The sequence below is a fragment of the Streptomyces sp. NBC_00582 genome (genome assembly GCF_036345155.1).
Classification (GTDB): domain Bacteria; phylum Actinomycetota; class Actinomycetes; order Streptomycetales; family Streptomycetaceae; genus Streptomyces.
Genome location: NZ_CP107772.1, coordinates 10,527,233 through 10,552,532, shown reverse-complemented (window position 1 = coordinate 10,552,532; position 25,300 = coordinate 10,527,233). Strand labels below are relative to the sequence as shown.

Genomic DNA, 25,300 nt, shown 5'->3' with positions numbered 1-25,300 from the left:
GAACCCGTCACCGTTTTCCGCACAAACGGCCGCGGCCGCGGCCGGCGGAGACGCTCGTACCGGATCCCCAGGTGGCGCAGGCGGGCACCGGCCCGCGATGGGGGGGCGATGAGGTTGAACGATCCGCGTTGCGCGGGGCTGAGCAAGCAGGTGTCCTGGCCTGGCTGCCCCTGTTCCATCCCGACGCGCCGGATCGCGCGTCTGTGCACCGGTGATCGGGAGGCCATCACCTCATGACTTCCTCCCCCTCCTGAAGGAGGCGGATTTACACGGCTCACGCCGCAGTCGTTCCTGCTTCGCCGCCGACTGCCCGCCCGGAAAACCTCCGTTGAGGCCTTCTTACACCGGCTCCACAGGCCGACACCGCCGGCCCGGCGGCCAAGAGGTTGCCCGCCGCGTTCGGTGCCGCGGTCGTGGGTGATGCCGCACCCGCCACATGTCCAGCCGCGGACCTGCAGCGGCATCCCGCCCCGCAGGTCCGCAGTGCGAACACAGCTCGCAGGAGGGGAACCAGGATACGGGCGACCCTCTTGCGGGCCCTGGCCCCGGTGGTGCCCTCACCCCCGGCCTTGCGGGACAATTCCCGCCGGGCCCTGGCCAGACGCGCGCGGTCGCGCCGCCCGTGCCTGGAGTTGCTGATCTTCTCCCCGGGCGGAGAGCGTCAGCAAGGTGGCCGAGTCCGGCGTCCACGCCGACGCCGTTCGCACTGTCCGCGAATGGCCTGACCCCGGAGTCCTCGCACACCAAGGACACATGCCAGCGTCCGGCCGCGCCCTGCGACACGGTCACGGTGGACGGCTGCACGCCCGGCGGGAGGGCACGCGACCCCACCATGTCCAGCGGCTGCGCCATCCTCGCCGGCGTCGGCTTCCCGTCCCGGAAGCGGAACACGCTGGCCGCGCACTCGGCGGACCTGCCGGATTCCTTGCGCGACTTGAAACGCGGGTACTGGGCGCGCTCGGCAAAGAAGCGGGTGAACGCCGTCCGAAGGCGGCCCAGGGCCCGCTGAAACGGGACGGAGGAGACCTCGTCGAGGCAGGCGAATTCCCCGGTCTCCTTCCATGCCGCCGGCATCGCCGGCGTGGCGTTGCTAGTCGACCCGCTCCTGCCGCAGCGTCCAGGCCTGCGTGCGCGCCGCGAGAAACGAGGTCGCAGACCTTCCGCACGCACCCGAACAGGCGCGACAGCTCGGCTGCCTGCCCATCAGTGGGATGGAAGCGGTACCTGAACACCCGCCTCACGTCAGCGGCCACGGCCCACACACCAGCCCATCAGCTTGCAAGCGACTGCGGGGAGTTCGCGGTGGACGGGCGGCCCGCCCTGGCGGCGAACCGGCCTTCCCCGCCCTGCTCCGCAGGAGTTCGCTTCCTCCCCACCCTGAAGAGCAGCATTTCCTCGAAGGAGATCCGATGAAGAGCGCCCTGCTGGAGCCGCCACTCGCTCGCGACGACCTCGCCATGGGCACCGGTGAGGGCGACGACGCCGTCGGGCAACCCAGGGCGGCGCCGGCGGTGACGGTGCCGGTCGGCGCCGCCAGTCGCTCGCGGCGACCTCGCCGTGGGCGCCGGTGAGGGCGACGACGCCGTCGGGCAACCCAGGGCGGCGCCGGCGGTGCCGGTCGGGCGGCCGGCGCCGCCGAGGAGGACACCGAGATCGACGGGCCGCTCACCGACAGAGACGGTGACGGCGCGGGGACGATGCCCGGCCGCGGCGGCGGTCAGGACGTCGCCGACGGCGACGGCGACGGCGACGGCCGGGGCGTAGCAGCCGTCGCCGCCACCCGCGCCCCGCCCGACCTGGGCGCCGGTCGCGTCGATGAGGGCTTGATCGAGACCGGGGGAACTCGGCGCAGCGGCCGATGACGTCCCCGTCGAAGACGGCGACGCAGCCGCGGGTTGTCTGGATATCGAGGCGGCCGGACAGGGACCGCGCCGACATGGACGGACGGGCAGGCCGTTGCTGGCCAGGCCGGTGGCGAACAGCCTTCAAAAGCCGTGCGGGACCAAGCGGATCCCGGCGAACCCCGGCCTGCGTGGGGACCTGGGCCCCGGCGGCGTCGAGGACGATCCGGCGCACTGCGCCGGCCCCCTATCGGCGTCCGCCGGCCGCGCACCCCACCGCCCTCGCCGGGAATCACCCGCCCGCCCGGGCAGGCCGGCCGCTGCCCCGCAGGAGCGGGCCCGCCGGCCCCGGGTGCGGATACCGCGACGATGCCCGCACACGAGGTGCGGGCATCATCACGGCGCGCCGCCAAGGCAGCCCCGTCCGCCCGGCCGGCCGGGCGGACGGGCGGACGGGCGGACGGGGCGCACAGGCTGGCCGTGCGCCCGTGCGGCCCGCCGGGATCAGACGTAGGTGAAGCCGCCCGTGACGGTGGCCGAGCCCGCCGGGGTGGTCACCACGACCGCGGCGTTGCCGGCCGTCCCGGCCGGTGTGATACCGGCCAGTACCGTCCCGGTGGGGTCGACGACGACGTTGGTCGCCGCGACCCCGCCGATGGTGACGGTGGCACCCGACAGGTTCGATCCCGTGATGGCGAACGGCGTGCCCCCGGCGGCCGGACCGGACGTCGGCAGGATGGCCGCGGCCGTCGGCACCGCCGGACCGACGTAGGTGAACCCGCCGGGCACGGTGGTGGTACCGCCCGGCGTCGTCACCTGCAAAGTGACCAGGCCAGCGGCGTGAGCAGGCGTCACACCGGTCAGGATGACCCCGCCGATCACGTTCACGCTGGTGGCGGGCACTCCACCGAAGGTGACCGAGGCACCCGTGAGGTTGGCGCCGATGATCGTGAAGGGCGTGCCGCCCGCGACGGGCCCGCTCGCAGGCGTGATGGCCAGCGCGATGGGCGGCGGCGTCACGGCGGGCAGGTAGGTGTAGTTGGCGGGCGAGCTCGCACCGGCCGGGGTGGTGACCACGACCGGGACATTGCCCGCCGCGTGCGCCGGGGCGATGACGGTGACCAGGACCCCCAGCGGGTCCTGCGCGATGATGGTCGCCGGCACCCCGCCGAAGGTGACCGAGGTCGCCCCGCCCAGGTTGGTGCCCACGAGCAGGACGACGTTGCCCCCGCTCACCGGACCGAACCCCGGCACGGCGGCGATCAGAGTCGGCTGCGTCAGGATCGGCGGGAGAGGAAAGAGGGTGGCGACAGACATGGTTGTCTCCATTCTGTGTGTCGGTGAGGTGTCGCCGCGGCAGTGCTCCACGGCGGCGTGTACGGGCACGGGAAACAGCCCCGCGCAATACACGGACGAAAAACGGTGGACACCGGCGTCACGAGGAGGGCCGGACCGGGCACCGGCCGGACCGGGCACCCGGGACAGACGGCAAAGGAACTGCGGCGCAGCCGCCACGGCCGATCCCGCTGCCCGGACGGCGCAGCCGCCACGGCCGATCCAGCTGCCCGGGCGCAGCTGCTACGTGATCTCGCTGCCTGGGCGGCGCAGCTCCCGCGCGCTCCTTCTCGCCAGCCGAAACCGGCGAAGCAATGTCGCGCTGTCCGGCCGAATGGGCGAACCGCCGGTCCCTCCAGTGATCCACACGGGTGAAAGCAACAGCAAGAGGCAGAACCGAACATCGCCCGTATGGCGGAGCGCACACCAGAAAACGGCAAACAACGGGCGCGCAACCCCCCTCACAGCAGCCACCCCCCGCACGCCCCCACCCCGTGCCCCCCACCCCCGGCCCCACCAGCGCCTCCAACACCACCCCCCTGCCCGGGACACCCCGCCGCGCAGCAGGCGAGGACGGGCACCACGAGGCAGGCACCGCAAGGCGGGCACCGCGGGAGTCCCAGATGCGGTGTCTGCCGCAAGGCAGGCACCGCGAGGCGGGCACCGCGGGAGTCCCTGATGCGGTGTCTGCCGCAGGACACCCGTCGCAGAACACCCGTCGCAGGACACCCGTCGCGGGGCGGGCGCCGCAGGGCGGGCGCCGCAGGGCGGGCGCCGCAGGACACCCGTCGCAGGGCGGGCGCCGCAGGACACCCGTCGCAGGGCGGGCGCCGCAGGACACCCGTCGCAGGGCGGGCGCCGCAGGACACCCGTCGCAGGGCGGGCGCCGCAGGACACCCGTCGCAGGGCGGGCGCCGCAGGACACCCGTCGCAGGGCGGGCGCCGCAGGACACCCGTCGCGGGGCGGGCGCCGCAGGACACCCGTCGCGGGGCGGGCGCCGCAGGGCGGGCGCCGCAGGACACCCATCGCAGGACACCCGTCGCGGGGCGGGCGCCGCGGGATGTCTCTGGTGCGGTGTGTGCCGCCGGCCTGCCGTGGGCAGCCTGGTGCCCGGGCCCGCTGTGAACGGGCCCAGGTCGCGGGGACGGCAAGCCGAGAACCCCTTCGTCCACCCGAAAGCGGGGGTGCGTCGGAGCCCTCGGTGAGCGGGACCGCGGCAATGCCGGCCGCCCCGGGATGGCCACGCACCAGCGGGTGCACGCCGGCTGCGCGGCACGCAGGGGACCGCCCGGACCGTGCCGTTCCCGGGCGTCCACAGGACGCCCGGCCGCAGCAGACCGAAGCCCCTCACACAGGGACTCCGGGGGGCGCGCTGGAGGAGGCCGGCACACCCGCCGCCTGGAGCAGACGGACGAGGCGGCCCCGTCCCGGCCGGCTCCCCCTCGTGGACGGGCCGCGCTGATGTGGCCCCGGTACACCGCCGAGGCAAGCAGTGAACCACCTCCCCCGAGGGGCGGCCTGGAAGGTTGCCGGGGGGCGGCCGGGAAGGTTGCCGGGGGGCGGCCGGGAAGGTTGCCGGGGAGGTTCGGAGAAGTCTGCTGAAAGGCTCGACGGCAGCCATCGCGCCGGTGTCCGCGGTGCCGGCAGGGGGTGAGCCGGGCCGCTGGGCGCACCCGTGACCGGAGTTGAGGTGCCGGGCGCAAGGACGCCGCGACGGCTGCGACCGGCGGGGGTGAACTCGCCCGGGCACGGGGCCCATCACGGCCGCAGGATCCGCCCCCGGGAATGGCAGGCCGGGCCAGGGCCGGTGGCCCACCACACAGCAGCGGCTGGATCACCGACAACCAGGGCAGAAACGCCCTGGGCCGGCAACCCCCCTCAGCGCAGAGCCGGTCCCGCCCCGACACCACGGATGCGGCCCGCCGCACCGTGACCCCGCCGGCCCAACCGCGCAAGCGACCGGCGGCAGGGGCTGCCGGGGCCGGCATCCCGACGACCACACGACCAGACAACGGACAACGGACGACGGACCACCAGACGAGCGGACCACGGACCGGACGAGCGCGCGAGCGGACGACGGACCGGACCAGCGGACGAGCGCGCGAGCGGACGAGGGGACGAGCGCGCGAGCGGACGACGGACCGGACGAGGGGATGAGCGGGGCATGGGCTTCGCCGGCGGACACGCAGCCGCCCACCCACCGCTGCGCCCCCGGCGGGGCGGGCGTTACTCCGTGCGGGTGAGTGAGCGGGCCGCCCCTTGTTCGGCGCACCCCCCCTGTGGGTCACTACTGCTGGACAACGTGCGGGCCCCCTTCCCGCGCCACAAGCAGGTGCCACGGCGGCGCTCCCTGGTGCCCCTACCCCAGACGCCGCACCGACCGCCTCCGACGTCTTGTGATGTGACGGACGACGCCGCCCTGCCCTGCGCTCGCCCGAACCGGCAGAAACGGTGCGGTCACCACGTCGTCGCGGCAACCCGCCCGGAGCACCCCCGCAGTCCAGGCGAGGAGCGGTGTCATGCCTGTCCCACACGACAAAACCCCCCTCCCGGCCGGCACCGCACCGTCCACCGGCCTCAACCCCCGACCAACCCCTCCCCCACCGGGCAGGCGGCACACGAGCACCACATCCCGCGCCAACACCCCCGCGCCCACACGGCACACCAGCGACACACCGAGCCCCACCGCAGCAGTACACGCAGCAGACCCGCCGACCGGGCGGACACGGCCGTCACGCCCTACCACCACCCCGCGGACGGCCGCACAGCCGCACCACCGGCACCCACCATGCGCAACGGGTCCCGCCCCCGCCTCACACCCACCCCACCCCCGCCGCACCCGCCCCCCGTCACAACCCAAGCCCCGGCACCACCCACCCCCCTTCAGCGGGCACGGCCGCACACAACAGCCCCCACCCCCAGACAACCCCCGCCACCACCCCCGCCACAGAGGCCCCCGGGCAGCTCCCCGCCGGGTCGTCCCGCCGCGTTGTCCCGCCACACACATCCCGCACGACGAACGGCGGCCCAGGCACCCCGCACCCCGCACCCCGCACCCCGCACCCCGCAGCGGGCACCCGGCACCCGGCACCCGGCACCCGGCACCCGGCACCCGGCACCCGGCACCCGGCAGCGCCCTGGGCCGCACCGTCACCGCCGAACCTCCGCCCCCGCCCCCTCCGCCGAACCTCCGCCCCGCCTCCTCCGCATCTTCCTAGGAGCCATCGATGCCTCCCGTGATCACCTCGGTCAGCCCCGCACAGGGACCTGTCACCGGAGGAACAACCGTCACCCTCACCGGCACCAGCCTCACCGGCGCCACCGCCGTCCGCTTCGGCACCACCAACGCCGCCTCCTACACCGTCAACTCCTCCACAAAGATCACCGCGGTCACCCCGGCGGGAAACGCGGGCCCCGTCCCCGTCACCGTGGTCTCCCCCAGCGGCACCAGCAACACCACAGTCACCTACACCTACACACTCGTCCTCCCCGCCGTCACCGGCCTGTCCCCCTCCTCCGGCCCCACCAGCGGCGCCACCACCGTCACCCTCACCGGCACAAACCTCACCGGCGCCACCGCCGTCCGCTTCGGCACCACCAACGCCGCCTCCTACACCGTGACCTCACCCACACAGATCACAGCCGTCTCACCCCCCGGCCCCCCCGGCCCGGCAGCCGTCACCGTGACCACACCCACCGGAACCAGCGCGGCATCCCCCACCGCCTACTACTTCTACACACCCCTCCCCGTCCTCACAGAACTCACCCCCGACACCGGACCCACCACCGGCGGCCAGACCATCACCCTCACCGGACAAAACCTCACCAACACCACCACAGTCAACTTCACCACACCCGCAACAACCTTCACCGTCCAGTCCTCCACCCAGATCACCGCAACCACCCCACCCGGCCAGGACACCACAACAGTCACCGTCACCACACCCGGCGGAACCAGCAACCCCCTCCCCTACACCTACCTCCCCACCCCCACCCTCACCAACATCACCCCACCCACCGCACCCACCACCCCAGGAACCACCCTCACACTCACCGGCACCGGCCTCACCACCACCACATCCGTACACATCAACAACACCCCCACCCCTTACACCGTCCTCACCGACACCCAACTCACCACCACACTCCCCCAAGGCCCCCCCGGCCCCACCACCATCACCATCACCACCCCCGCAGGCACCACACCACCCCTCACCCTCAACCGCACCCCACCACCCACCATCTAAACCATCCCCACCGATTGAGATCACGCGTGGGCTGCCACACCCCCCTAGCGAAGGGTGAGGGAGTGTAAATCTAACGGCGGATCCGACGATCATGGGAGAGACGTCAAGTGACTGACACCGCCGTGGAGTTGGAGACCGTGGAGCCTGTCGAGAGTGCCCGGTTGGGGCAGCCTGAGCCCGTGTCGGATGAGCAGCTGGTCGCGATGCTGGTGGAGCGGGCCCGGTCGGAGGGACTGCAGTTGACCGGGCAGGGTGGGCTGCTGCAGCAGCTGACCAAGCGGGTCCTGGAATCGGCCCTGGAAGGTGAGATCACCGATCACCTCGGCTATGAGAAGCACGATGCCGGCGGCCGGGGCAGCGGCAACTCCCGCAACGGGAGCCGGGCCAAGACGGTGCTGACCGACGTCGGCCCGGTCGAGGTCAAAGTCCCGCGTGACACCTCGGGCACGTTCGAGCCGCAGATCGTCAAGAAGCGGCAGCGGCGGCTGACGGGAGTGGACGAGATGGTCCTGTCGCTCTCGGCGAAGGGCCTCACCCATGGGGAGATCGCCGCTCACCTGGCCGAGGTCTACGGGGCGGAGGTCTCCAAGCAGACCATCTCCACCATCACCGACAAGGTCATGGACGGCATGGCGGAATGGCAGAGCCGTCCTCTCGACCGCGTTTACCCCGTTTTGTTCGTCGATGCCATCAACGTCAAGATCAGGGACGGGAAGGTCGCGAACCGTCCCATCTACGTGGTGATGGCGGTGACCGTGGACGGCACCCGCGACATCCTCGGCATCTGGGCCGGCGACGGCGGCGAGGGCGCCAAGTACTGGCTGCACGTGTTCACCGAGCTGAAGAACCGCGGCCTGGACGACGTGCTCATGCTGGTCTGCGACGGGCTCAAGGGCCTTCCCGATGCGGTGGAGGCCGTCTGGCCTCGCACGATTGTCCAGACGTGCGTCGTTCACCTGCTGCGCAATTCGTTCCGTTACGCCGCCCGCCAGGACTGGGACAAGGTCGCAGGGGCCCTCAAACCCGTCTACACCGCACCCAGCGAGGACGCCGCGACGGAGCGGTTCCTGGAGTTCCAGGAAGCGTGGGGCCGGAAGTATCCGGCGATCGTGAAGCTGTGGTCGGACGCCTGGGCCGAGTTCGTGCCCTTCCTCTCCTTCGACGTCGAGATCCGCAAGGTCATCTGCAGCACGAACGCGATCGAAAGCGTCAACGCCCGCATCCGCAGGTCCGTCCGTGCCCGCGGCCACTTCCCCAACGAGGCCGCCGCCCTCAAGTGCATCTACATGGCCCTGATGAGCCTGGACCCCACGGGCAAGGGCCGCAAGCGGTGGACCATGCGCTGGAAAGCACCCCTGAATGCGTTCCAGATCGCCTTCGAGGGTCGCCTGACCCCGAGCAACAACTGATCACTCAACAACCAAGATCAGCCGTTAAATTGACACACCCAAGGGTGACGGCCGTCGCTGCCATGGTGTGCGCGATGTCAATGAACTTGGGGGTGTGGTGTTTTCCGGCTTGTCGGCCCTCGTCGTCGAGGGCGTGACGGACGAGGGTGAGGTCATCCGGGTGTCGGCGCGGACCCGCGACGATCGGGTGCCGTGCCCGGTGTGCGGGCAGCCGACGGGGCGGGTGCATGGCTTCCACGGGCGGGCGCCCGCCTCTCCCGCGTGCCGGCTTGTGCGATCTCCCTTTCAACCGCCCTGCGCATGCTCATGCGAAGGGCGGCACCGCCGCTGCGCGTCCCGCGTGTGCTCGGCATCGATGACTTCGCCCTCAAGCGCCGGCACCGCTACGCCACCGTGATCATCGATGCCGAGACAGGCGAGCGGATCGACGTCCTGCCTGACCGCACCGCCCAGACCCTGGTCGCGTGGCTGCGCGAGCATCCCGGGGCCGCATACGTCTGCCGCGACGGCTCCGGCTCCTATGGCGAGGCGATCCGCCAGACCCTCCCCCAAGCGGTGCAGGTCAGCGACAGGTGGCACCTGTGGAGCAACCTGTGCGGCAAGGTCCTGGCCGAGGTCCGCTCCCACACCGCCTGCTGGGCGACCGCTGTGAACTCCGCCCGGCCCGGGGGCGTACACGAGCAGACCACCCACGAGCGCTGGCAGCGGATCCACCATCTGCTCGGCCAAGGCGTCGGCCTACTCGAATGCGCCCGCCGCCTCGATGTCGCTTTGAACACTGTCAAGCGGTACGCCCGCATGTAGGAGCCCACCGGCGGCCGCCGCGCACCCCGCTACAAGCCCACGCTCGTCGACCCCCACCGCGACCACCTGCGCACCCGCCATGCGGACGACCCGGCAGTCCCCGTCCTCCAACTCTTCCGCGAGATCAAGGAGCTGGGCTACACCGGCAGCCTCAACCTGCTCTACCGCTGACCCGGGTCAAGGTCGTGCGGGCTGTCCGGGCTGGCTGGCTGCAGGTTTCGTCAGCGGGTGCGCTTCCGTGCCGCCCAGCCTGACTTGGCCGGCCTGCAGGGCGCCTGCATCTCGTCGGTTGGGCAGGCAGGCCGGTGAGGGGGCCGCGCAGGGGATCCCCCCGGCATGGGTGTGGGCGGGGTTTGTTCGGGCCGGCCGGTGGTGCTGGGTGCGGCTACCACGCGGCCAGTGAGCCGTCGGTGTTGCGCCAGACGGGATTGCGCCAGCGGTGGCCGCGTTCGGCGGCGGCGCGAACTGCGTCCTCGTCGATGGTGATGCCGAGACCGGGTGCTGTCGGGCGGTCGATGTAGCCGTCGCGGAACGTGAAGGGCGTGGTGTCGGCGAGGTAGTCCAGCAGACCGCTGCTGTCGCCGTAGCCGATGCCCAGTGCCTGTTCCTGGATGAGGAAGTTGGGGATGGCGAAGTCGAGTTGGAGGCTGGCGGCGAGGGCGATCGGGCCGAGCGGGCAGTGCGGAGCCACCAGGACGTCGTACGCCTCCGCCATCGCGGCGATGCGGCGGGTCTCGGAGATGCCGCCGGCGTGGCTGATGTCGGGCTGGGCCACGGCGATGCCGTCGGAGAGCACCGAGCGGAAGTCCCAGCGGGAGTAGAGCCGTTCGCCGGTGGCGATGGGGATGGAGGTGGAGCGCACCACGGCGCCGAGGTCCCTGGAGAACTCCGGCAGCACGGGCTCCTCGACGAAGAGCGGCAGGAGCGGCTCCAGGAAGGGCAGCACGCGGCGGGACATCGCCCCGCTGAACCGGCCGTGGAAGTCCAGCGCCAGGTCGCGGTCCGGCCCGATGGCCTCGCGGACCGCGCTCACGCCGGCCACGATGGCGTCGATCGCGGCGGGCGTGGCGAGGGGTTCCAGCTGGCCGCAGGGGTTGAGCTTGACCGCGGTCATGCCCTTGGCGACCTGCGCGGCGGCCGAGTCGGCCAGCTCCTGGGGGGTTTCGCCGCCGACCCAGCCGTAGACGCGTACCCGGTCGCGCACATGGCCGCCGAGGAGCTGGTGGACCGGGACGCCGTGGGTCTTGCCCGCGATGTCCCACAGCGCCTGGTCGATTCCGGCCAGGGCGCTGTTCAGGACGACTCCGCCCCGGTAGAAGCCGCTCTTGGCGAGCGCCTGCCAGTGCTCCTCGATGCGGGCCGGGTCCTGGCCCAGGAGGTAGTCGAACATCTCCTCGACGCAGCGGGCGACCGTGTGGGCCTTGCCCTCGACTATGGGCTCTCCCCAGCCGGAGATGCCCTCGTCGGTGTCGATGCGGAGGAAGAGCCAGCGCGGTTCGACGAGGAAGAGTTCGTATCCAGTGATCTTCATGGGGTGGACCTCCGGGTCCTGTGCGGTGTACGGCCTGGTGCGGGGCCGGGGGCTCGGTGGGGGTGAGTCGGTCGTGGTCGCAGCGGGCAGGGCGGGTCGTCGCCCGGACCGGGTGAGGTGGGGGGTCTACTCCTGGGAGCTGATGCTGCGGCCACCGTCCACGAGCAGGTTCTGCCCGGTGACGAAGGCGGCGTCCTCGGAGGCGAGGAAGGCCACGGCGGCGGCGATGTCCTCGGGGACGCCGAGCCTGCCGACGGGGGTGCGTGCGGCGGTCTGCGCTTTGTACTCCTCGGGCGTGTCGGCCCACAGGGCGGTGACCACGGCTCCGGGGAGGACGGAGTTGAACCTGATCTGGCCTCCGTACTCCACGGCCAGCTGGCGTACCAGGGCGTCGATCCCGCCCTTGGCGGCCGCGTACGCGGGGAAGCCCTTGAAGCCGATGGCCGCGTGCACGGACGAGGTGATCACCACCGCGCCCCCGGCCGTCCTCAGCAGCGGCACAGCGGCCCGGACGCCGTAGAACACGGAGTCGAGGGAGAGCCGCAGCTGGTCGTGCCAGCAGGTGTCGTCCAGTTCGTGGGCCGCTCCGGGCAGGTTCCGGCCGGCGTTGAGATGGAGCACGTCCAGGCGACCCGTCCAGGATCCCGCGTCGGCGACGGCCGCGGCCCACTCCCCCGGCGAGGTGACATCGAGACGCCGGTCCCGCGCCTGTCCGCCCCCGGCGCGGATCTCCTCGGCCACGCGCCGGGCGCCATCGGCGTCCACGTCGGTGACCACGACGGACGCGCCCTCCGCTGCCAGCCGGTGGGCGGTGGCCTCCCCGATACCGGAGGCGGCCGCGGTGAGCAGGGCCGTACGGCCGGTGAAGCGCGCCGGTGCGGCGACGGTCATGGCGTTCCTCCTGCCTCTGCCGGTCTGGCCGTGGAGCCGCGCAGCATCAGGAGCGGCTCGGTCGGTACGACGACGTCCCCTGTCGGCTTGCCCTCGATGGTGGCGACCAGGGCGTCCACCGCGGCGGTTCCCAGCTCGTGCAGGGGCATCGCGACGGTGGTCAACGGGGGACTGAGGTGCGCGGCCACCGGCAGGTCGTCGTTGCCGACCACGGAGACGTCCTCCGGGATCCTGAGGCCGAGGTCCCTGATCGCGGCCATGGCGCCTATCGCCTGGGCGAGCGAGCTGGTGTAGAGCGCGGTGACGGGTGGCCGCCCGTCGCCGTCGGCGGGGCGGAGCAGTTCCCGCGCGGCGGACCCGCCGCCGTCCTCGGTGAAGTCGCCGGACGCGACGGGCGCCCTGTCCAGCCCGAGTTTGTCGGCGTACTCGAGGAACGCCTTCTTGCGGACCTCGCTGGGGGTGATCCCGGGGGGACCCGCGATGTGGCCGATCGCGCGGTGACCGAGCCCGTGCAGATGGTCGAGCGCCGTCACGCTGGAGCGGGCGACGTCCATGGTGACGTTGCGCCCTGACCCCTCGACCGAGCGGTTGAGGAAGACATGCGGGACGGCGCTGCGGCTGAGCGCGTCCAGCAGGGGGTGACCGGGGCGGGCCGAGGCGATGAGCAGTCCGTCGACCCGTCCTTCCTGGACCAGGTCGTTGAAGGACTCGTCGGCCTCCTGCCCGTCGAAGTCCTCGGCCAGCAGGGAGAGATAGCCCAGTTCGCGGGCCCGCTGGTAGGCGCCGCGGGCGATGGTGACGTACGTGGGGTTGGCGAGTGCGGGGATCAGCAGGGCCAGTGCGTGTGTATTGGCTCCGGCCAGTGCCCGGGCCCCGGAGTGGGGCCGGTAGCCGAGCGCCTCGGCGGCCTCGTGGACACGTCGGCGCGTCTCCGGCCGTACGGACAGGTCCTGGCGGCCGTTGAGCACCTTGGACACGGTGGCCTTGGAGACCCCGGCCGCGTGGGCCACATCCACGAGCTTGGCCCGGACGGGCTGTTCCGGCACGTGCTCCCCCTCTTCGGTGGGCGTTGCCCTGGTCCGCGGTGCGGGATTCAGAGTGACGCGATCTGGCCTCTTGACACCTTCTGGAAACGCAACTTAACGTTCGCGAAAGTTTCAGTCAACCGGTTTCCTCAGACGGAAATAAGCGATAGGTCTGAGCAGAACCCCTGAAACCGGTCATGTCGATATCGCTAGGTGTCGGCCACAGTTGACTCCCCGTCAGCCGTGGCCGGGGAGTCTCCTTCGGGCTCACCGCGTACGGCGACCACCGTCGCACTCGCGGTCCCCTGAGGGCCGTGCGCGCACTGTCCACGCAGACTGCTGCGCCCGGTTCAGGGCATCTCGCGCCACCCCCGGGCAGGCCGGCGCGCCATCGGCCGCCATGCTCGCCCATTCGCTTCCCGCGGCAGCCCCTCATGCCGCCATGGACTCCGCTCCACGTCCCGCAGCCGCCGCACGTCTCGCAACGCGCACGCCTCGCTACCGCGCGTCCCGCCACGAAAGGCAGTCACCATGCCCATGTCCACATCCCTCGACAGACGGCGCTTCCTCGCCGTCTCCGCCGGAACCGCGCTCGCCGCGACCGGTCTGTCCGCCTGCGCCGGCTCCGTCAGCAACGGCACGGGTGGATCCGGAGGCGGCAAGACGACGCTCACCGTGATGACGGTGCAGAACGAGTGGGACAAGAAGGCCCTCAAGGCCGCGGAAGAGGCGCTGGGGATGCACCTCAACGTCATCATCTGGGACGCGACCAAGCTCAACGCCATGCTGGCCGCCAAGAACCCGCCGGACGTGGTCCGCGGCTTCGGCGCGACCGAGACCCCGTACTTCGCCGCCCGCGGCCTGATGACGGACCTGGACCCGTACTTCGCCAAGAGCTCGGTGCTGAAGTCCTCGGACCTCGACCCGGTCAACGACGTGTGGCGCTACGACGGCAAGAAGCAGGGCGCCGGACCGCGCTACGGCATGGCCAAGGACTACTCCCAGGACTCCATGTTCTGGTACCGCACCGACATGTTCGAGGCCGCCAAGCTGGACGCGCCCAGCGCGACCGAGCCGGTCTCCTACGACGAGTGGCTGGACCTGGGCAAGAAGCTGGTCAAGCGCCGCCTGGGCAAGGTCAAGGTGTACGGCCTGAACGCCACCGGCATGGGCGTCTTCCCGCAGCTCATGGGGATGACCGCCTCGGCCGGCGGCAGCCTGTTCGCCGAGGACCTGGCCACCGTGGACTTCTCCTCCCCCGAGGCCCTCAAGGCCCTGCAGTGGTACCTGGACTACGCCAAGGCCGACATAGGCCCGAACGTCATCAACCCCAACCCGGACGGCTGGGACGGCCCCACCTACCAGGCCAACCGGATGGCGATGAGCTGCAACGGCTACTGGTTCGGCGGACTGATCGGCGCCGACCCCAAGCTCGCCGACGTCTCCCGCTTCGCCCCCGCCCCGCAGTTCGGCGGCCGCCGCGTCAGCTCCTGCTTCGGCGCCACCGGCTTCTGGATCCCGCGGGACGCCAAGAACAAGGACGCGTCCTGGAAGTTCTTCGAGTGGTACTTCGGCGGCAAGCCCGCCCAGGACCGCGCGGCCAGCGGCTGGGGCATCCCCTCGCTGAAGTCGCTGCGCCCGAAGATGCCGCAGACCAGCGCCTTCCAGAAGCAGGCCTTCCAGGTGCAGGAGCAGGAGCTGCCGCACTTCTCCGTCCTCAGCTTCACCCCGTACGCCCAGCAGGCCGCCCTGGAGGGCGTGCTCAGCAAGGTGCTGCCGGGGGCCGTGAAGTCCGGGACCTCGGCGGGCAAGGTCGCCGACACGCTCAACTCCCGGATGAACGAGCAGCTCGCCCAGGGCAAGGAGCTCGTGGGGTGAGTACCGGACAGATCACCGCGCCGGGCGCGCAGTCTCCCCCCGGGGAGACGGCCGCCCGGCCCGGGCCCCGCACCCCCGCGCGCTCCGGGCGCCGGCGCACCTCGCCGACCACCCGCCGGGCCCTGTCCTTCTACGTGTTCGCCGGGCCCTGGGTGCTGGGCTTCCTCACCCTGACGGCCTTCCCGCTCGGCTACGCGCTGTGGCTGAGCCTGACCAACTCCGACGGACTGTCGAACAACTCCCGCTTCGTCGGTCTGGACAACTACCGTGAGGTCCTGACCGACCCGGAGACCATCTCCTCCCTGGCCCGCACCGGCGTCTTCACCGCGATCACCGTGCCGCTGAGCATCGCTGCGGGACTGTTCCTCGCGGTGCTGGTCAACCAGCCGATCCGGGCCCGCGGGCTGTTCCGCACCCTGCTGTACCTGCCCGCGGTCGTGCCGCCGGTCGGTGCCGCCCTCACCTTCAAGCTGATCTTCGACCGGGACTCGGGTGCCGCCAACGGTGTCCTCGACGCCCTGGACATCAACGGCGTCAGCTGGCTGATGGACCCCTACGCCCGCTGGGTCCTCGTCACGCTGATGCTGTGGGGGTGCGGCAACGCCATGATCATCTCGCTGGCGGGGCTCCAGGACATCCCCAAGGAGCTCCACGAGGCCGCCCGCATGGACGGGGCGAACGCCTGGCAGTCCTTCTACAAGATCACCGTCCCGATGCTGTCCCCGGTGCTGTTCTTCCAGGTCATCACCGGCATCATCGCCGCCGTGCAGAGCTTCCTGCCGCTGCTGATCTCCCTCGACCCCACCCCGAGGGGCGTCTCGGCCGTCCCCGAGGGCAACTACCTGTTCATGATCCACGTGTTCGCCCAGTACTTCGCCAACGGCCGCTACGGATACGCCTCGGCGATGCTCTGGGTGCTGTTCCTGATCATCGTCGCGATCACCTTCCTCGTCTTCAGACTCAGCAAGGGCGCGGTCTTCTACTCCGTCGCCCCGGAGCCGGACAAGCCCTCCCGCCCGCGCACGATCGGAGGCAAGTGATGGTGTTCCCCCGCAGAAGTGCCGTCTACATGTTGCTGGTCGGCGCCCTCGTCCTCTTCCTCGGTCCGTTCGCCTGGCTGCTGGACACCGCGCTGAAGGATCCCTCCGAGCTGCGCGCGCTGCCCATCCACTGGTGGCCGCACCACCCCGGCCTGGGCAACTTCCGGGGCGCCCTGACCGAGATCGACTACCTCGGCTACGCCCGCAACTCCCTGACGATCGCCACCATCTACGCCGTCCTGGTCACCCTGGCCTCGGCGTGGGCCGGCTACGGCTTCGCCCGTCTTCAGGCGCCCGGCAAGCGGGCGATCTTCTCCGTGCTGCTGTCGACGATGATGCTGCCGCAGGTCCTCACCCTCATCCCGACCTATCTGCTGTTCGCCAAGATCCACCTCACCAACACCTATGTGCCGTGGGTGCTGTGGGGCCTGTGCGGCGCCCCCTACCTGATCTTCCTGTTCCGGCAGTTCTTCTCGAACATGCCCAAGGAGCTGGAGGAGGCCGCGATCGTGGACGGCTGCGGGCAGATCCGCATCTTCTGGCGGATCTTCCTGCCGCAGTCCTGGCCGGTCATCGCCACCAGCCTGATCCTGTCCTTCAGCTGGACGTGGGGCGACTACATCGCGCCCGCGCTGCTGCTGGACGACGCCCACACCACGCTCGCGGTCAAGCTCGCCTACGGCTACGTCAACGAGCACGGCTCGCCGCTGCAGAACCTGGTCGCCGCGGGTGCCGTGATGTACGTCGTCCCGGTGCTGGCCCTGTTCCTCATCGTGCAGCGGGGCTTCGTCACCGGCGCCGCCACCTCCGGGCTCAAGTGACCCCCGTTCAGCAACGCACCTCGTAGCAAAGGAACTTCGCATGACCGACACCCAGTCGACCGCCATACCCGCTGCGGCGGTGGGGTCATGACGGAGCGTCCCGCTCTCACCCCGCAGCTCGGCCGGACACGGGTCATGGCGATCCTGCGGTCGGCCGACGCCTGTGGGCTGCCCGCCGTGGCCCGGGCCCTCGCGGCCGGCGGGGTCACCTGCCTGGAGATCACCCTGACCACGGCCGGAGCACTCGACGCGCTGGCCGCCGTCCGGGCGGAACTCGGCCCGGAGGTCGCGGTCGGCGCCGGCACCGTGATCACCGCCGAGCAGGCCAGGGACGCGCTGGCGGCGGGAGCGGAGTTCCTGGTCGCCCCCGTCGTGGACACCGGTGTCGTCCGCAACGCGGCCGACCGGGGCGTCCCGTGCTATCCGGGCGCCTGGACACCGACCGAGGTGGCCCAGGCGTGGCGGGCGGGCGCGGCCGCCGTCAAGCTGTTCCCCGCGGGCACGGGCGGCCCCGCCCACCTGCGCCAACTGCGGGCCCCCCTGCCCGGCATCCCCCTGGTCGCCGTCGGCGGCGTCGGCGTCGACGAGGCGCGGGAGTACCTGGACGCCGGCGCCTGCGCGGTCGGCATCGGCTCCCCGCTGCTGCGCGGGGCGGACCAGGACCCGACTCCGCGGACACTGGACGCCCTCACCACCAGGGCGCGCACCCTGCTGGACGCGGTACGGGCCACTGCTCGGGGCGGGGAGGCAAGCGCGTGAACGCCTCCTCACCCCCGTCCGGCGAGCCCTACCTCGTCACCCTCGGCGACGTGCTCGCCGTCATGGCGGCCGGCGAACCCGGCCCGTTCGCGCTCGGCACGCCACTGCGCCTCGGGATCGCCGGCGCGGAGTCCAACGTCGCCATCGGGGTCAGCCGGCTCGGCGGAGCCGCGACCTGGATCGGCCGGGTGGGCGACGACGAACTCGGCGACCTCGTCCTGCGGGAACTGCGGGCCGAAGGGGTCACCACCGTCGCCGTCCGCGACCCCGCCCCCACCTCCCTGCTGCTGAAGGAACGCCGCACCTCCACCCACAGCCGTACGCGCTACTACCGCACCCACACGGCCGGAGCCCGCCTGACCGCAGACGACATCCCGGAGCACGCCGTCGCGGGAGCGGCGATCCTGCACATCACGGGGATCACCCCGGCGCTCGGAGAGGGCCCCGCCGCGGCCGTGACCCGGGCGGTGGACATCGCCGCCGACGCCGGCGTGACCATCTCGCTGGACGTCAACTTCCGTTCCCTGCTGTGGAGCGAGGCCGAGGCGCGGGCGATCCTGCTGCCGCTGGTGCGCAGGAGCGACCTGGTCTTCGCCGGACCGCACGAGGCCGCGCTCGTGGTGCCCGGCGCCGACGGACCGGAGGAACAGGCCAAGAACATCTGCGACCTGGGGCCCGGCGGAGCCGTGATCAAGCTCGGCGCAGACGGGGCGTACGCCCTCCTCGACGGGCTTCCTCACCGGCAGCCCGCCATACCGGTCCGCGTGCACGACTCGGTGGGCGCCGGAGACGCGTTCGCCGCCGGGTACCTGGCCGAACTGCTGGCGGGCGGGCCCCCGGAACGGCGGCTGAGGACGGCGGCCCTGCTCGGCGCCTTCGCGGTGAGCACCGCCGGCGACTGGGAGGGCCTGCCCCGGCGCTGCGAACTGGAACTGCTCGACCACCACGACGACATCGTCCGCTGAGACCTCCTCCACCCGCCCCGCCCCATGAACCTCCCAGGACCACCCATGCGCACCAACCCCCTCATCGTCCTCACCGGTTCCTACACCAAGGACTCCGGTGGCGACGGCCCCGGCATCGCCGCCCTGCGGCTCGATCCCACGACCGGACACCTCTCGTACGACGAGGTCGAGCCGCTGCCCGTGAGCGGGGCCTCGTACCTGGCGGCGCACCCGTCGCTGCCCGTCGTCTACAGCACCAACGAGACCGAGACGGGCACCGTCAGCGCCGTCACCCGCGACGGCGGGCTGTCCCCGCTGGGCGACCCGATGAGCAGCGGTGGGGCCAACCCGTGCCACCTCACCGTCCACCCGGACGGGGAGTGGCTGCTCACCGCGAACTACGGCAGCGACACCGCGCCGGGCACGGTCGCGGTGCACCGGCTCGGCGCGGACGGACGGCTCCTCGAACCGACCGACCTCGTCGTCCACCAGGGGGCGGGACCGGTCACCGGGCGGCAGGAGGGCAGCCACGCCCACCAGGTACTCGTCGCCCCGGCAGGACGTTTCGTGCTGGCCACCGACCTGGGGGCGGACACGGTCTTCACCTACCGGCTCGACACCCGAGCCGGAACCCTGGAAAGGGTCGCGGTGAACGAGATGCGCGCGGGATCCGGCCCCCGGCACCTCGCCTTCTCCCCCGACGGTGCCCTGGTCTTCAGCGCGGACGAACTGTCCTCGACCGTCACCTGCCACCGCTACGACGCCGGTACGGGCACCCTGACCGCTCTCTCCTCCGTACCCGCCACGACCGCCGAGGACGTCGTCAACCAGCCCGGCGCAATCGTCGCCTCGCCCTGCGGCCGCTACGTGTGGGTGACCAACCGGGGCGCGGACACGGTCGCCGCGTTCCGGCTCGCGGGCAGCACTCTGGAGCCGCTCGGCGAGGTCCCGGCCGGCGGCACCTGGCCCCGCGGTCTCGCCCTGGTGGACGGACATCTGCTCGTCGCCAACCAGCACAGCGGCTCGCTCGCCGTCCTGCGGGTCCTGGACGACGGCACCCCGACCCAGCCCCACCCGCCGGTCTCCGCCCCCTCGGTCGTCTGCGCCCTGGCGCTCTGACCACTCCCCGTACCTGTCCGAAAGGCAGTCATGTCCCACCCCGGCACCACCCCCGCGACGTTCACCCTCGACCCGGCCTTCGCGGTCGGCGCGGTCAACCCCCGGCTGTTCGGATCGTTCGTCGAGCACATGGGCCGCTGCGTCTACACCGGCATCTACGAGCCCGGCCACCCCTCCGCCGACGCCGACGGCCTGCGCCAGGACGTCCTGGAACTGGTCCGGGAGCTCGGCGTCACCACGGTCCGCTACCCCGGCGGCAACTTCGTCTCGGGCTACCGCTGGGAGGACAGCGTGGGCCCGCGCGAGGAGCGCCCGACCCGGCTGGACCTGGCCTGGAAGTCCACCGAGACCAACGAGTTCGGCCTCGGCGAGTTCATGGACTTCTGCGGCAAGACCGGCATGGAGCCCATGATGGCGCTCAACCTCGGCACGCGCGGCGTCGAGGACGCCGTACGGCTGCTGGAGTACGCGAACCACCCCGGCGGCACCGAACTGTCCGACCGGCGCGTCGCGCACGGCGGCAAGGAGCCGTACGGCATCCGGATGTGGTGCCTGGGCAACGAGATGGACGGCCCCTGGCAGACCGGCCACAAGACCCCCGAGGAGTACGGCCGCCTCGCCGCCGAGACCGCCCGCGCCATGCGGCAGGTCGACCCCGGCCTGGAACTGGTCGCCTGCGGCAGCTCCAGCTCCTCCATGCCGACCTTCGCCTCCTGGGAGTCGACGGTCCTGCAGGAGACGTACGACCTGGTGGACTACGTCTCCCTGCACGCCTACTACGAGGAGATCGACGGTGACCGCGACTCCTTCCTGGCGTCCGCCGTGGACATGGAGCACTTCATCGACTCGGTCGTCGCCACCTGCGACCACGTCCGCGCCCGCCTGAAGGCGGACAAGCGGATCAACCTCTCCTTCGACGAGTGGAACGTCTGGTACCAGAAGCGGCCCAACCCGCACGCCGTGGAGGAGTGGCAGCAGGCGCCGCGCATTCTGGAGGACGTCTACACCGTCACCGACGCCGTGGTCTTCGGCTCCCTGCTCATCGCGCTGCTGCGGCACGCCGACCGGGTCACCTCCGCCTCGCTGGCGCAGCTCGTCAACGTCATCGCGCCGATCATGACCGAGCCGGGCGGCGCTGCGTGGCGGCAGACCACGTTCTACCCCTTCGCCCAGGCCTCGGCGTACGGGCGCGGCCGGGTGCTGCGCGTCGAGGCGGACAGCCCGACGTACGCCACCGCCCGCTTCGGTGAGGTACCGCTGCTGCACGCCACCGCGGTCCTCGACGACGAGACCGGCGACATCACCGTCTTCACGGTCAACCGCTCGCAGACGGACGCCCTTCCCCTGCAGGTCGACCTGCGCGGCGTCGACGCCCACACCGTGGTGGAGCACCTCGTCCTGGCCGACGGCGACCCGGAGGCCACCAACACCGCGGACCGGCCCGACCGTGTCACCCCGCGGCCCGCCACGGGCACGGCCGTCACCGACGGTGTCCTGCGCGCCCAACTCGAGCCGCTCTCCTGGAACATGATCCGCCTGACCAACCGGTCCGCCTGACGACGCCGACGAACCGCCCGCCCATGGGCCGCCGCCGACACCGGCTCATGGGCTTGCAGGCCGAGTGACGGCACCACCGCACATCGGTGTCCTGGGACACCGTCGTACTCACTCCTGGGAAGAACCGATGATAGCCGTTGCCCGACCCCTGTTCCGAGACCCCGTGCACGACGGCGCGACCGACCCCACCGTCATCTGGAACCGGCACGCCGGCGAGTGGTGGATGTTCTACACGAGCCGTCGCGCCGACGCGCCGCCGATGGACGACGTGAGCTGGGTGCACGGCAGCGACATCGGGATCGCGTCCTCCGCGGACGGCGGGGCCTCCTGGCTGTACCGGGGAGTCGCCGAGGGGCTGGACATCGAGCCGGGACGGCACACCTACTGGGCCCCCGAGATCGTCGACGACGGAACCGACTACCACATGTTCGTCACCGTCATCCGCGGTGTTCCGACCCAGTGGGCGGGCCATGCACGCGTGATCCGCCACTACACGAGCCAGGACCTCTTCTCCTGGACCTACCGCTCCACCCTGTCGCTCTCGTCCGACAGAGTGATCGACGCCTGCGTCCTGCGGCTCCCCTCGGGCGGTTACCGCATGTGGTACAAGGACGAGGCCGACCACGCGCACACCTACGCGGCGGACAGCGACGACCTGACACGGTGGACCGTCCGGGGCCCCGCCGTCGAGTGCTCGGAGCACGAAGGCCCCAACGTCTTCGAATTCGGCGGCGGTTACTGGATGCTCGTCGACGAATGGCACGGCCTGCGCGTGCTGCACTCGCGGGACCTGGAGACATGGGAACCGCGGGGACTCGTCCTCGACCGACCCGGGCACGGCCCCGACGACGGCTCGTACGGCTTCCACGCCGATGTCGTCACCAGCGAACTCGGCGCGTTCGTCTTCTACTTCACCCACCCCGGGCGATCCGGCGACAGCCCTGGACGACGACACAGCGACCATGACGAGCGCCGAAGCTCGATCCAGGTCGCCCGCCTGCGGGTGCACGGGGACACCCTCGTCTGCGACCGCGAGGAGGCGCTGGAAGCGCCCATCCTGCCTCTTGAGGGGCCGGTCCGGTGACGGCGATCCTGCGGGCGGGAATGATCCCGTTCGTCGCCGCGCTGCTGCTCGCCACCGGATGCCGGGCCGAAGCCCCGGCGGACGCCGGCGTGACCCTGCTGGACGGGAACCGGATCTCGCTCTCCGGCCCGACCGTCGTCGCGGCCCTCCCCGTCGACGACCAGGGCGACGTCGAGGCGGCGGCCGCACGGAGCCAGATCCCGTCACTCAAGAGCGTCGCGCTCCAGTACCCCGACGTCCGGGTCCTCGTCACCGACTCGGACGGGCACACGACCGACGCAGCCCTCCAGAACTTCGCGGCGAACTGGGCCCTCCCTCCCCACCTCGTGGTCGCCGCGGACTCCGCCTCAGCGGGCACCCAACTGCCCACGGACGGACAGCTCCACACCCTGCTGATCGGAGCCGACGGACACGTCGTCGCCGACTGGTCGAACCAGGCCGCTCCGACACAGGCCATCGTCGCCGCACTCCGCAAGGTCACGGCGAGCCCCTCCTCCACCCCTTCCGACAACGTCGTACGGAAAGAAGCACCATGAGACAAGTCGCAGAGATACGACGGCTGTTCGCAGGCGCGGTCGTCACCATGCTGCTCGCCTGCGCCGCAGTGGCCCTGACCCCGGCCACCCCCGCCCACGCGGCGGGCTCGGCCTACTACGTGGACTGCTCGGCGGCATCCAACGGGACCGGAACCTCCTCCTCGCCGTGGAACTCACTGGCGGGCCCGAACGCGACGACGTTCGCCCCCGGCGACCAGCTGCTGTTCAAGCGGGGAACGACCTGCACCGGCCTGCTCCACCCGCTGGGATCGGGCAGCGCGGCAGGCGGATCCATCACCATGAGCGCCTACGGCACCGGCGCCCTGCCGGTCATCGCCGGAGGCGGCGGCACGGACGCGATCTACCTGTACAACCAGGAGTACTGGGAGATCTCCGATCTGGAGGTGACCAACACCGGCGCCGTAAAGGGCGCGAACGCGCGCCGCGGCGTCTACGTGGTCCTGGAGAACTACGGCACCGCAGACCACTACAAGATCAGCAACCTCAACATCCACGACGTGAACGGCAACCAGTCGAAGGAAGTCGACGGCAGCGCCGGCATCCTCTTCTCCGTTCTCGGCACCACCTCCCCCAGCGCCTTCAACGACGTCGACATCGACGGCAACACGGTGGCCAACGTCGCCCGCAGCGGCATCAACATGTCCAGCACCTGGCTCTGCCGGCCGTCCATCGGCTGCAACAACCCGGTGTGGACGCCCTGGACCGGTGTCGTCGTCCACAACAACACCGTCCACGACACGGACGGCGACGGCATCGTCGTGCAGATGTCGCAGAACGCCCTCATCGAGCACAACGTCGTCTACAACGCGGCCAAGGCCCCCAACGCGGCGAACGCCGGCATCTGGGCCTGGGACTCCGACGGCACCGTGATCCAGTACAACGAGGCGTACGGAACCCAGAAGAACACCGGGAACTCCGACGGCCAGGGCTTCGACGTCGACTACGGCCAGGACGGCACCGTCGTCCAGTACAACTACAGCCACGACAACGCGGGAGGGTTCATCCTCTTCTGCGGCTGCGGCGGAGGATCACACCTCGCGAGCAACGCGGCGGTCCGCTACAACGTCAGCGAGAACGACCTGCTTCGCGCCATCACGATGGACGGCTCGCAGGACTCCGCGTTCTACAACAACACGATCTACATCCCGTCGGGATCCACCGCCAACGTCCTCGAGGTCACCGGCGCCTGGAACGACCTCACCCTCGCCAACAACATCATCTACAACCTGGGCAGCGGCGGTTACGTCTACACGTCCGGCCAGCCAGCCTCGAACTTCGCCTGGCGCAACAACCTCTTCTACGGCAACCACCCGGCCAGCGAGCCCGCCGACCCGGGGAAGATCACGGCGGATCCGCAGCTCGCCTCGCCCGGCAGCGGCGGCACGGGCATCGGCAGCGTCGCGGGCTACCAGCTGACCGCGTCGTCCCCGGCCATCGGCGCGGGAGTCGTCGTCCCCAACAACGGCGGCAAGGACTACTGGGGCTCGACCGTTCCCTCCACCTGCGCACCCGACATCGGCGCCGACCAGTACAGCACGCCCTCCGACGCGACCTGCCTCGCAGGCGAGAACCTCGGTTTCGAGAAGGGGTCGACCTCGGGGTGGAGCGCGTGGAACTCCGCCTCGGTGGTGAACTCGGGCGCCCACTCCGGGACTTACACGGCGCGTGTCGGGCCGTCGCCCGCCTCGCTCGAACAGTACGTCCCCGTCGCGCCCCGGACGACGTACCGCGTCTCGGGCTGGGTGAAGTCGGCCGTCGCCGGTGAGGTCATGAACGTCGGTGTCAAGAACACCGGTGGTCTGGAAACGTCGGCGAGCTCCAGCGGCACCACGTGGACGTACGTCTCCGCCGACTTCACCACCGGGGCGACGAACAACACCGTACGGCTGTACTGCTACAAGAGTTCGGGTACGGGCAACGGCTACTGCGACGACCTGGCCGTCACCCCCGTCAGGAACTACGCGATCAACGGCAACTTCGAGTCCGGCCACACCGTGCCCTGGCGCAACGGCGACTTCTCGCTCACGGGCACGGCGGCCAACGGCAACGCCGCCGGGCTGGCCAACGCCTCCCTGAGTTCAGGCTCCCTGTTCCAGATCGTCACCGGCCTCACGCCGAACACCACCTACCGGCTGACCGGCTCCCTCGCGAGCCAGACCGCCGGCACCACAACCGCGCTGGAGGCCAAGCTCTACAACGGCACCGCCGTCACGAGTGCCTCGACCACGTCGAGCACCTACTCGAAGCAGTCGACGACCTTCACCACGGGCGCGGGCGTGACATCCGCCCGCATCTACTGCCACCTCGTCTCCGGAACCGGCGACGGCTACTGCGACGAAGTCACCCTGACCCAGCAGTGACCGACAGCGTGGGCGTCCCGCACGGGCCAACACCGTGCGGGACGCCCACGCGCTCCCCGTGCCGATGTCTTTTCACGCAACTCAACAGAGAGGTCAC

Annotated in this window: 17 protein-coding genes and 2 pseudogenes; 14 read left to right on the top strand and 5 right to left on the bottom strand. The window is 71.3% G+C overall.

From position 1 onward, the window contains the following. Window positions 1-231: 231 nt before the first annotated feature. Window positions 232-1,253, bottom strand: a pseudogene (locus OG852_RS48015) (RNA-guided endonuclease InsQ/TnpB family protein). 444 nt (window positions 1,254-1,697) lie between these two features. Between OG852_RS48015 and OG852_RS51155 the strand changes: the two are divergent. Continuing rightward, window positions 1,698-1,862, top strand: coding sequence for a hypothetical protein (locus OG852_RS51155; protein WP_330346845.1), 165 nt, complete (start codon window positions 1,698-1,700; stop codon window positions 1,860-1,862). 483 nt (window positions 1,863-2,345) lie between these two features. Here OG852_RS51155 and OG852_RS48005 read toward each other — a convergent pair whose 3' ends face one another. Next, entirely contained in the window at window positions 2,346-3,158 is an 813-nt protein-coding gene (locus OG852_RS48005) for an IPT/TIG domain-containing protein (RefSeq protein WP_133916184.1), read from the bottom strand. 3,246 nt (window positions 3,159-6,404) lie between these two features. Here OG852_RS48005 and OG852_RS48000 point away from each other — a divergent pair. From OG852_RS48000 to OG852_RS47990, 3 genes and pseudogenes are all read left to right on the top strand, one after another. Next, window positions 6,405-7,424: an IPT/TIG domain-containing protein gene (locus OG852_RS48000; protein ID WP_330346846.1), complete on the top strand. Its 1,020-nt coding sequence runs from the start codon at window positions 6,405-6,407 to the stop codon at window positions 7,422-7,424. Window positions 7,425-7,627: 203 nt separating this feature from the next. Then, on the top strand, window positions 7,628-8,833 hold the full coding sequence (locus tag OG852_RS47995; protein ID WP_330351366.1) for an IS256 family transposase: 1,206 nt from the start codon (window positions 7,628-7,630) through the stop codon (window positions 8,831-8,833). A 67-nt stretch (window positions 8,834-8,900) separates the two neighbouring features. Continuing rightward, window positions 8,901-9,805 (top strand): annotated as a pseudogene (locus OG852_RS47990) (transposase); the annotation flags it as partial. A gap of 217 nt (window positions 9,806-10,022) precedes the next feature. Here the strand turns inward: OG852_RS47990 and dgoD are convergent. The 3 genes from dgoD to OG852_RS47975 form a co-directional block, all read right to left on the bottom strand. After that, a complete protein-coding gene (gene dgoD, locus OG852_RS47985) occupies window positions 10,023-11,168 on the bottom strand; it encodes a galactonate dehydratase (protein ID WP_330351359.1) in 1,146 nt (381 codons plus the stop codon). 126 nt (window positions 11,169-11,294) lie between these two features. Further along, window positions 11,295-12,059 carry an SDR family NAD(P)-dependent oxidoreductase gene (locus OG852_RS47980; RefSeq protein ID WP_330351358.1) on the bottom strand — a complete coding sequence of 255 codons (765 nt, stop codon included), beginning with the start codon at window positions 12,057-12,059 and terminating at the stop codon, window positions 11,295-11,297. Beyond that, complete coding sequence (locus OG852_RS47975; protein WP_133918215.1) at window positions 12,056-13,105, bottom strand: LacI family DNA-binding transcriptional regulator; 1,050 nt, start codon at window positions 13,103-13,105, stop codon at window positions 12,056-12,058. Before OG852_RS47975 ends, OG852_RS47980 begins: the two co-directional genes overlap by 4 nt. Window positions 13,106-13,615: 510 nt before the next feature. Here OG852_RS47975 and OG852_RS47970 point away from each other — a divergent pair. The 10 genes from OG852_RS47970 to OG852_RS47925 all read left to right on the top strand — a co-directional run bounded on the left by OG852_RS47970 (window position 13,616) and on the right by OG852_RS47925 (window position 25,203). Further along, window positions 13,616-14,962 (top strand): extracellular solute-binding protein, encoded by a 1,347-nt coding sequence (locus OG852_RS47970; RefSeq protein ID WP_330351357.1) that lies wholly within the window; start codon window positions 13,616-13,618, stop codon window positions 14,960-14,962. After that, on the top strand, window positions 14,959-16,002 hold the full coding sequence (locus OG852_RS47965) for a carbohydrate ABC transporter permease (protein WP_330351356.1): 1,044 nt from the start codon (window positions 14,959-14,961) through the stop codon (window positions 16,000-16,002). Before OG852_RS47970 ends, OG852_RS47965 begins: the two co-directional genes overlap by 4 nt. Then, entirely contained in the window at window positions 16,002-16,823 is an 822-nt protein-coding gene (locus tag OG852_RS47960; protein ID WP_330351632.1) for a carbohydrate ABC transporter permease, read from the top strand. The genes OG852_RS47965 and OG852_RS47960 overlap by 1 nt, the downstream gene beginning before the upstream one ends. 87 nt (window positions 16,824-16,910) lie before the next feature. Next, window positions 16,911-17,582 (top strand): bifunctional 4-hydroxy-2-oxoglutarate aldolase/2-dehydro-3-deoxy-phosphogluconate aldolase, encoded by a 672-nt coding sequence (locus OG852_RS47955; protein WP_330351355.1) that lies wholly within the window; start codon window positions 16,911-16,913, stop codon window positions 17,580-17,582. Beyond that, window positions 17,579-18,547 (top strand): sugar kinase, encoded by a 969-nt coding sequence (locus tag OG852_RS47950; RefSeq protein WP_330351354.1) that lies wholly within the window; start codon window positions 17,579-17,581, stop codon window positions 18,545-18,547. The genes OG852_RS47955 and OG852_RS47950 overlap by 4 nt, the downstream gene beginning before the upstream one ends. A 45-nt stretch (window positions 18,548-18,592) precedes the next feature. Then, a complete protein-coding gene (locus OG852_RS47945) occupies window positions 18,593-19,645 on the top strand; it encodes a lactonase family protein (RefSeq protein ID WP_330351353.1) in 1,053 nt (350 codons plus the stop codon). Window positions 19,646-19,675: 30 nt separating this feature from the next. Next, window positions 19,676-21,202 carry an arabinosylfuranosidase ArfA gene (gene arfA, locus OG852_RS47940; RefSeq protein WP_330351352.1) on the top strand — a complete coding sequence of 509 codons (1,527 nt, stop codon included), beginning with the start codon at window positions 19,676-19,678 and terminating at the stop codon, window positions 21,200-21,202. 163 nt (window positions 21,203-21,365) lie between these two features. Further along, window positions 21,366-22,286, top strand: a complete 921-nt coding sequence (locus OG852_RS47935) for a glycosyl hydrolase (protein WP_330351351.1) — start codon at window positions 21,366-21,368, stop codon at window positions 22,284-22,286. Next, window positions 22,283-22,822: a TlpA family protein disulfide reductase gene (locus OG852_RS47930; RefSeq protein WP_330351350.1), complete on the top strand. Its 540-nt coding sequence runs from the start codon at window positions 22,283-22,285 to the stop codon at window positions 22,820-22,822. The genes OG852_RS47935 and OG852_RS47930 overlap by 4 nt, the downstream gene beginning before the upstream one ends. Further along, window positions 22,819-25,203 carry a carbohydrate binding domain-containing protein gene (locus tag OG852_RS47925; protein WP_330351349.1) on the top strand — a complete coding sequence of 795 codons (2,385 nt, stop codon included), beginning with the start codon at window positions 22,819-22,821 and terminating at the stop codon, window positions 25,201-25,203. The genes OG852_RS47930 and OG852_RS47925 overlap by 4 nt, the downstream gene beginning before the upstream one ends. Window positions 25,204-25,300 lie beyond the last annotated feature (97 nt).

Excerpts from the sequence above, each read along its gene's own strand:
- OG852_RS47955 (WP_330351355.1), top strand. The coding sequence starts at position 16,911 with ATGACGGAGCGTCCCGCTCTCACCCCGCAGCTCGGCCGGACACGGGTC.
- OG852_RS51155 (WP_330346845.1), top strand. The coding sequence starts at position 1,698 with ATGCCCGGCCGCGGCGGCGGTCAGGACGTCGCCGACGGCGACGGCGAC.
- OG852_RS47945 (WP_330351353.1), top strand. The coding sequence starts at position 18,593 with ATGCGCACCAACCCCCTCATCGTCCTCACCGGTTCCTACACCAAGGAC.
- OG852_RS47960 (WP_330351632.1), top strand. The coding sequence starts at position 16,002 with ATGGTGTTCCCCCGCAGAAGTGCCGTCTACATGTTGCTGGTCGGCGCC.
- arfA (WP_330351352.1), top strand. The coding sequence starts at position 19,676 with ATGTCCCACCCCGGCACCACCCCCGCGACGTTCACCCTCGACCCGGCC.
- OG852_RS47925 (WP_330351349.1), top strand. The coding sequence starts at position 22,819 with ATGAGACAAGTCGCAGAGATACGACGGCTGTTCGCAGGCGCGGTCGTC.
- OG852_RS48005 (WP_133916184.1), bottom strand. The coding sequence starts at position 3,158 with ATGTCTGTCGCCACCCTCTTTCCTCTCCCGCCGATCCTGACGCAGCCG.
- OG852_RS47970 (WP_330351357.1), top strand. The coding sequence starts at position 13,616 with ATGCCCATGTCCACATCCCTCGACAGACGGCGCTTCCTCGCCGTCTCC.
- OG852_RS47980 (WP_330351358.1), bottom strand. The coding sequence starts at position 12,059 with ATGACCGTCGCCGCACCGGCGCGCTTCACCGGCCGTACGGCCCTGCTC.
- OG852_RS47995 (WP_330351366.1), top strand. The coding sequence starts at position 7,628 with ATGCTGGTGGAGCGGGCCCGGTCGGAGGGACTGCAGTTGACCGGGCAG.
- OG852_RS48000 (WP_330346846.1), top strand. The coding sequence starts at position 6,405 with ATGCCTCCCGTGATCACCTCGGTCAGCCCCGCACAGGGACCTGTCACC.
- dgoD (WP_330351359.1), bottom strand. The coding sequence starts at position 11,168 with ATGAAGATCACTGGATACGAACTCTTCCTCGTCGAACCGCGCTGGCTC.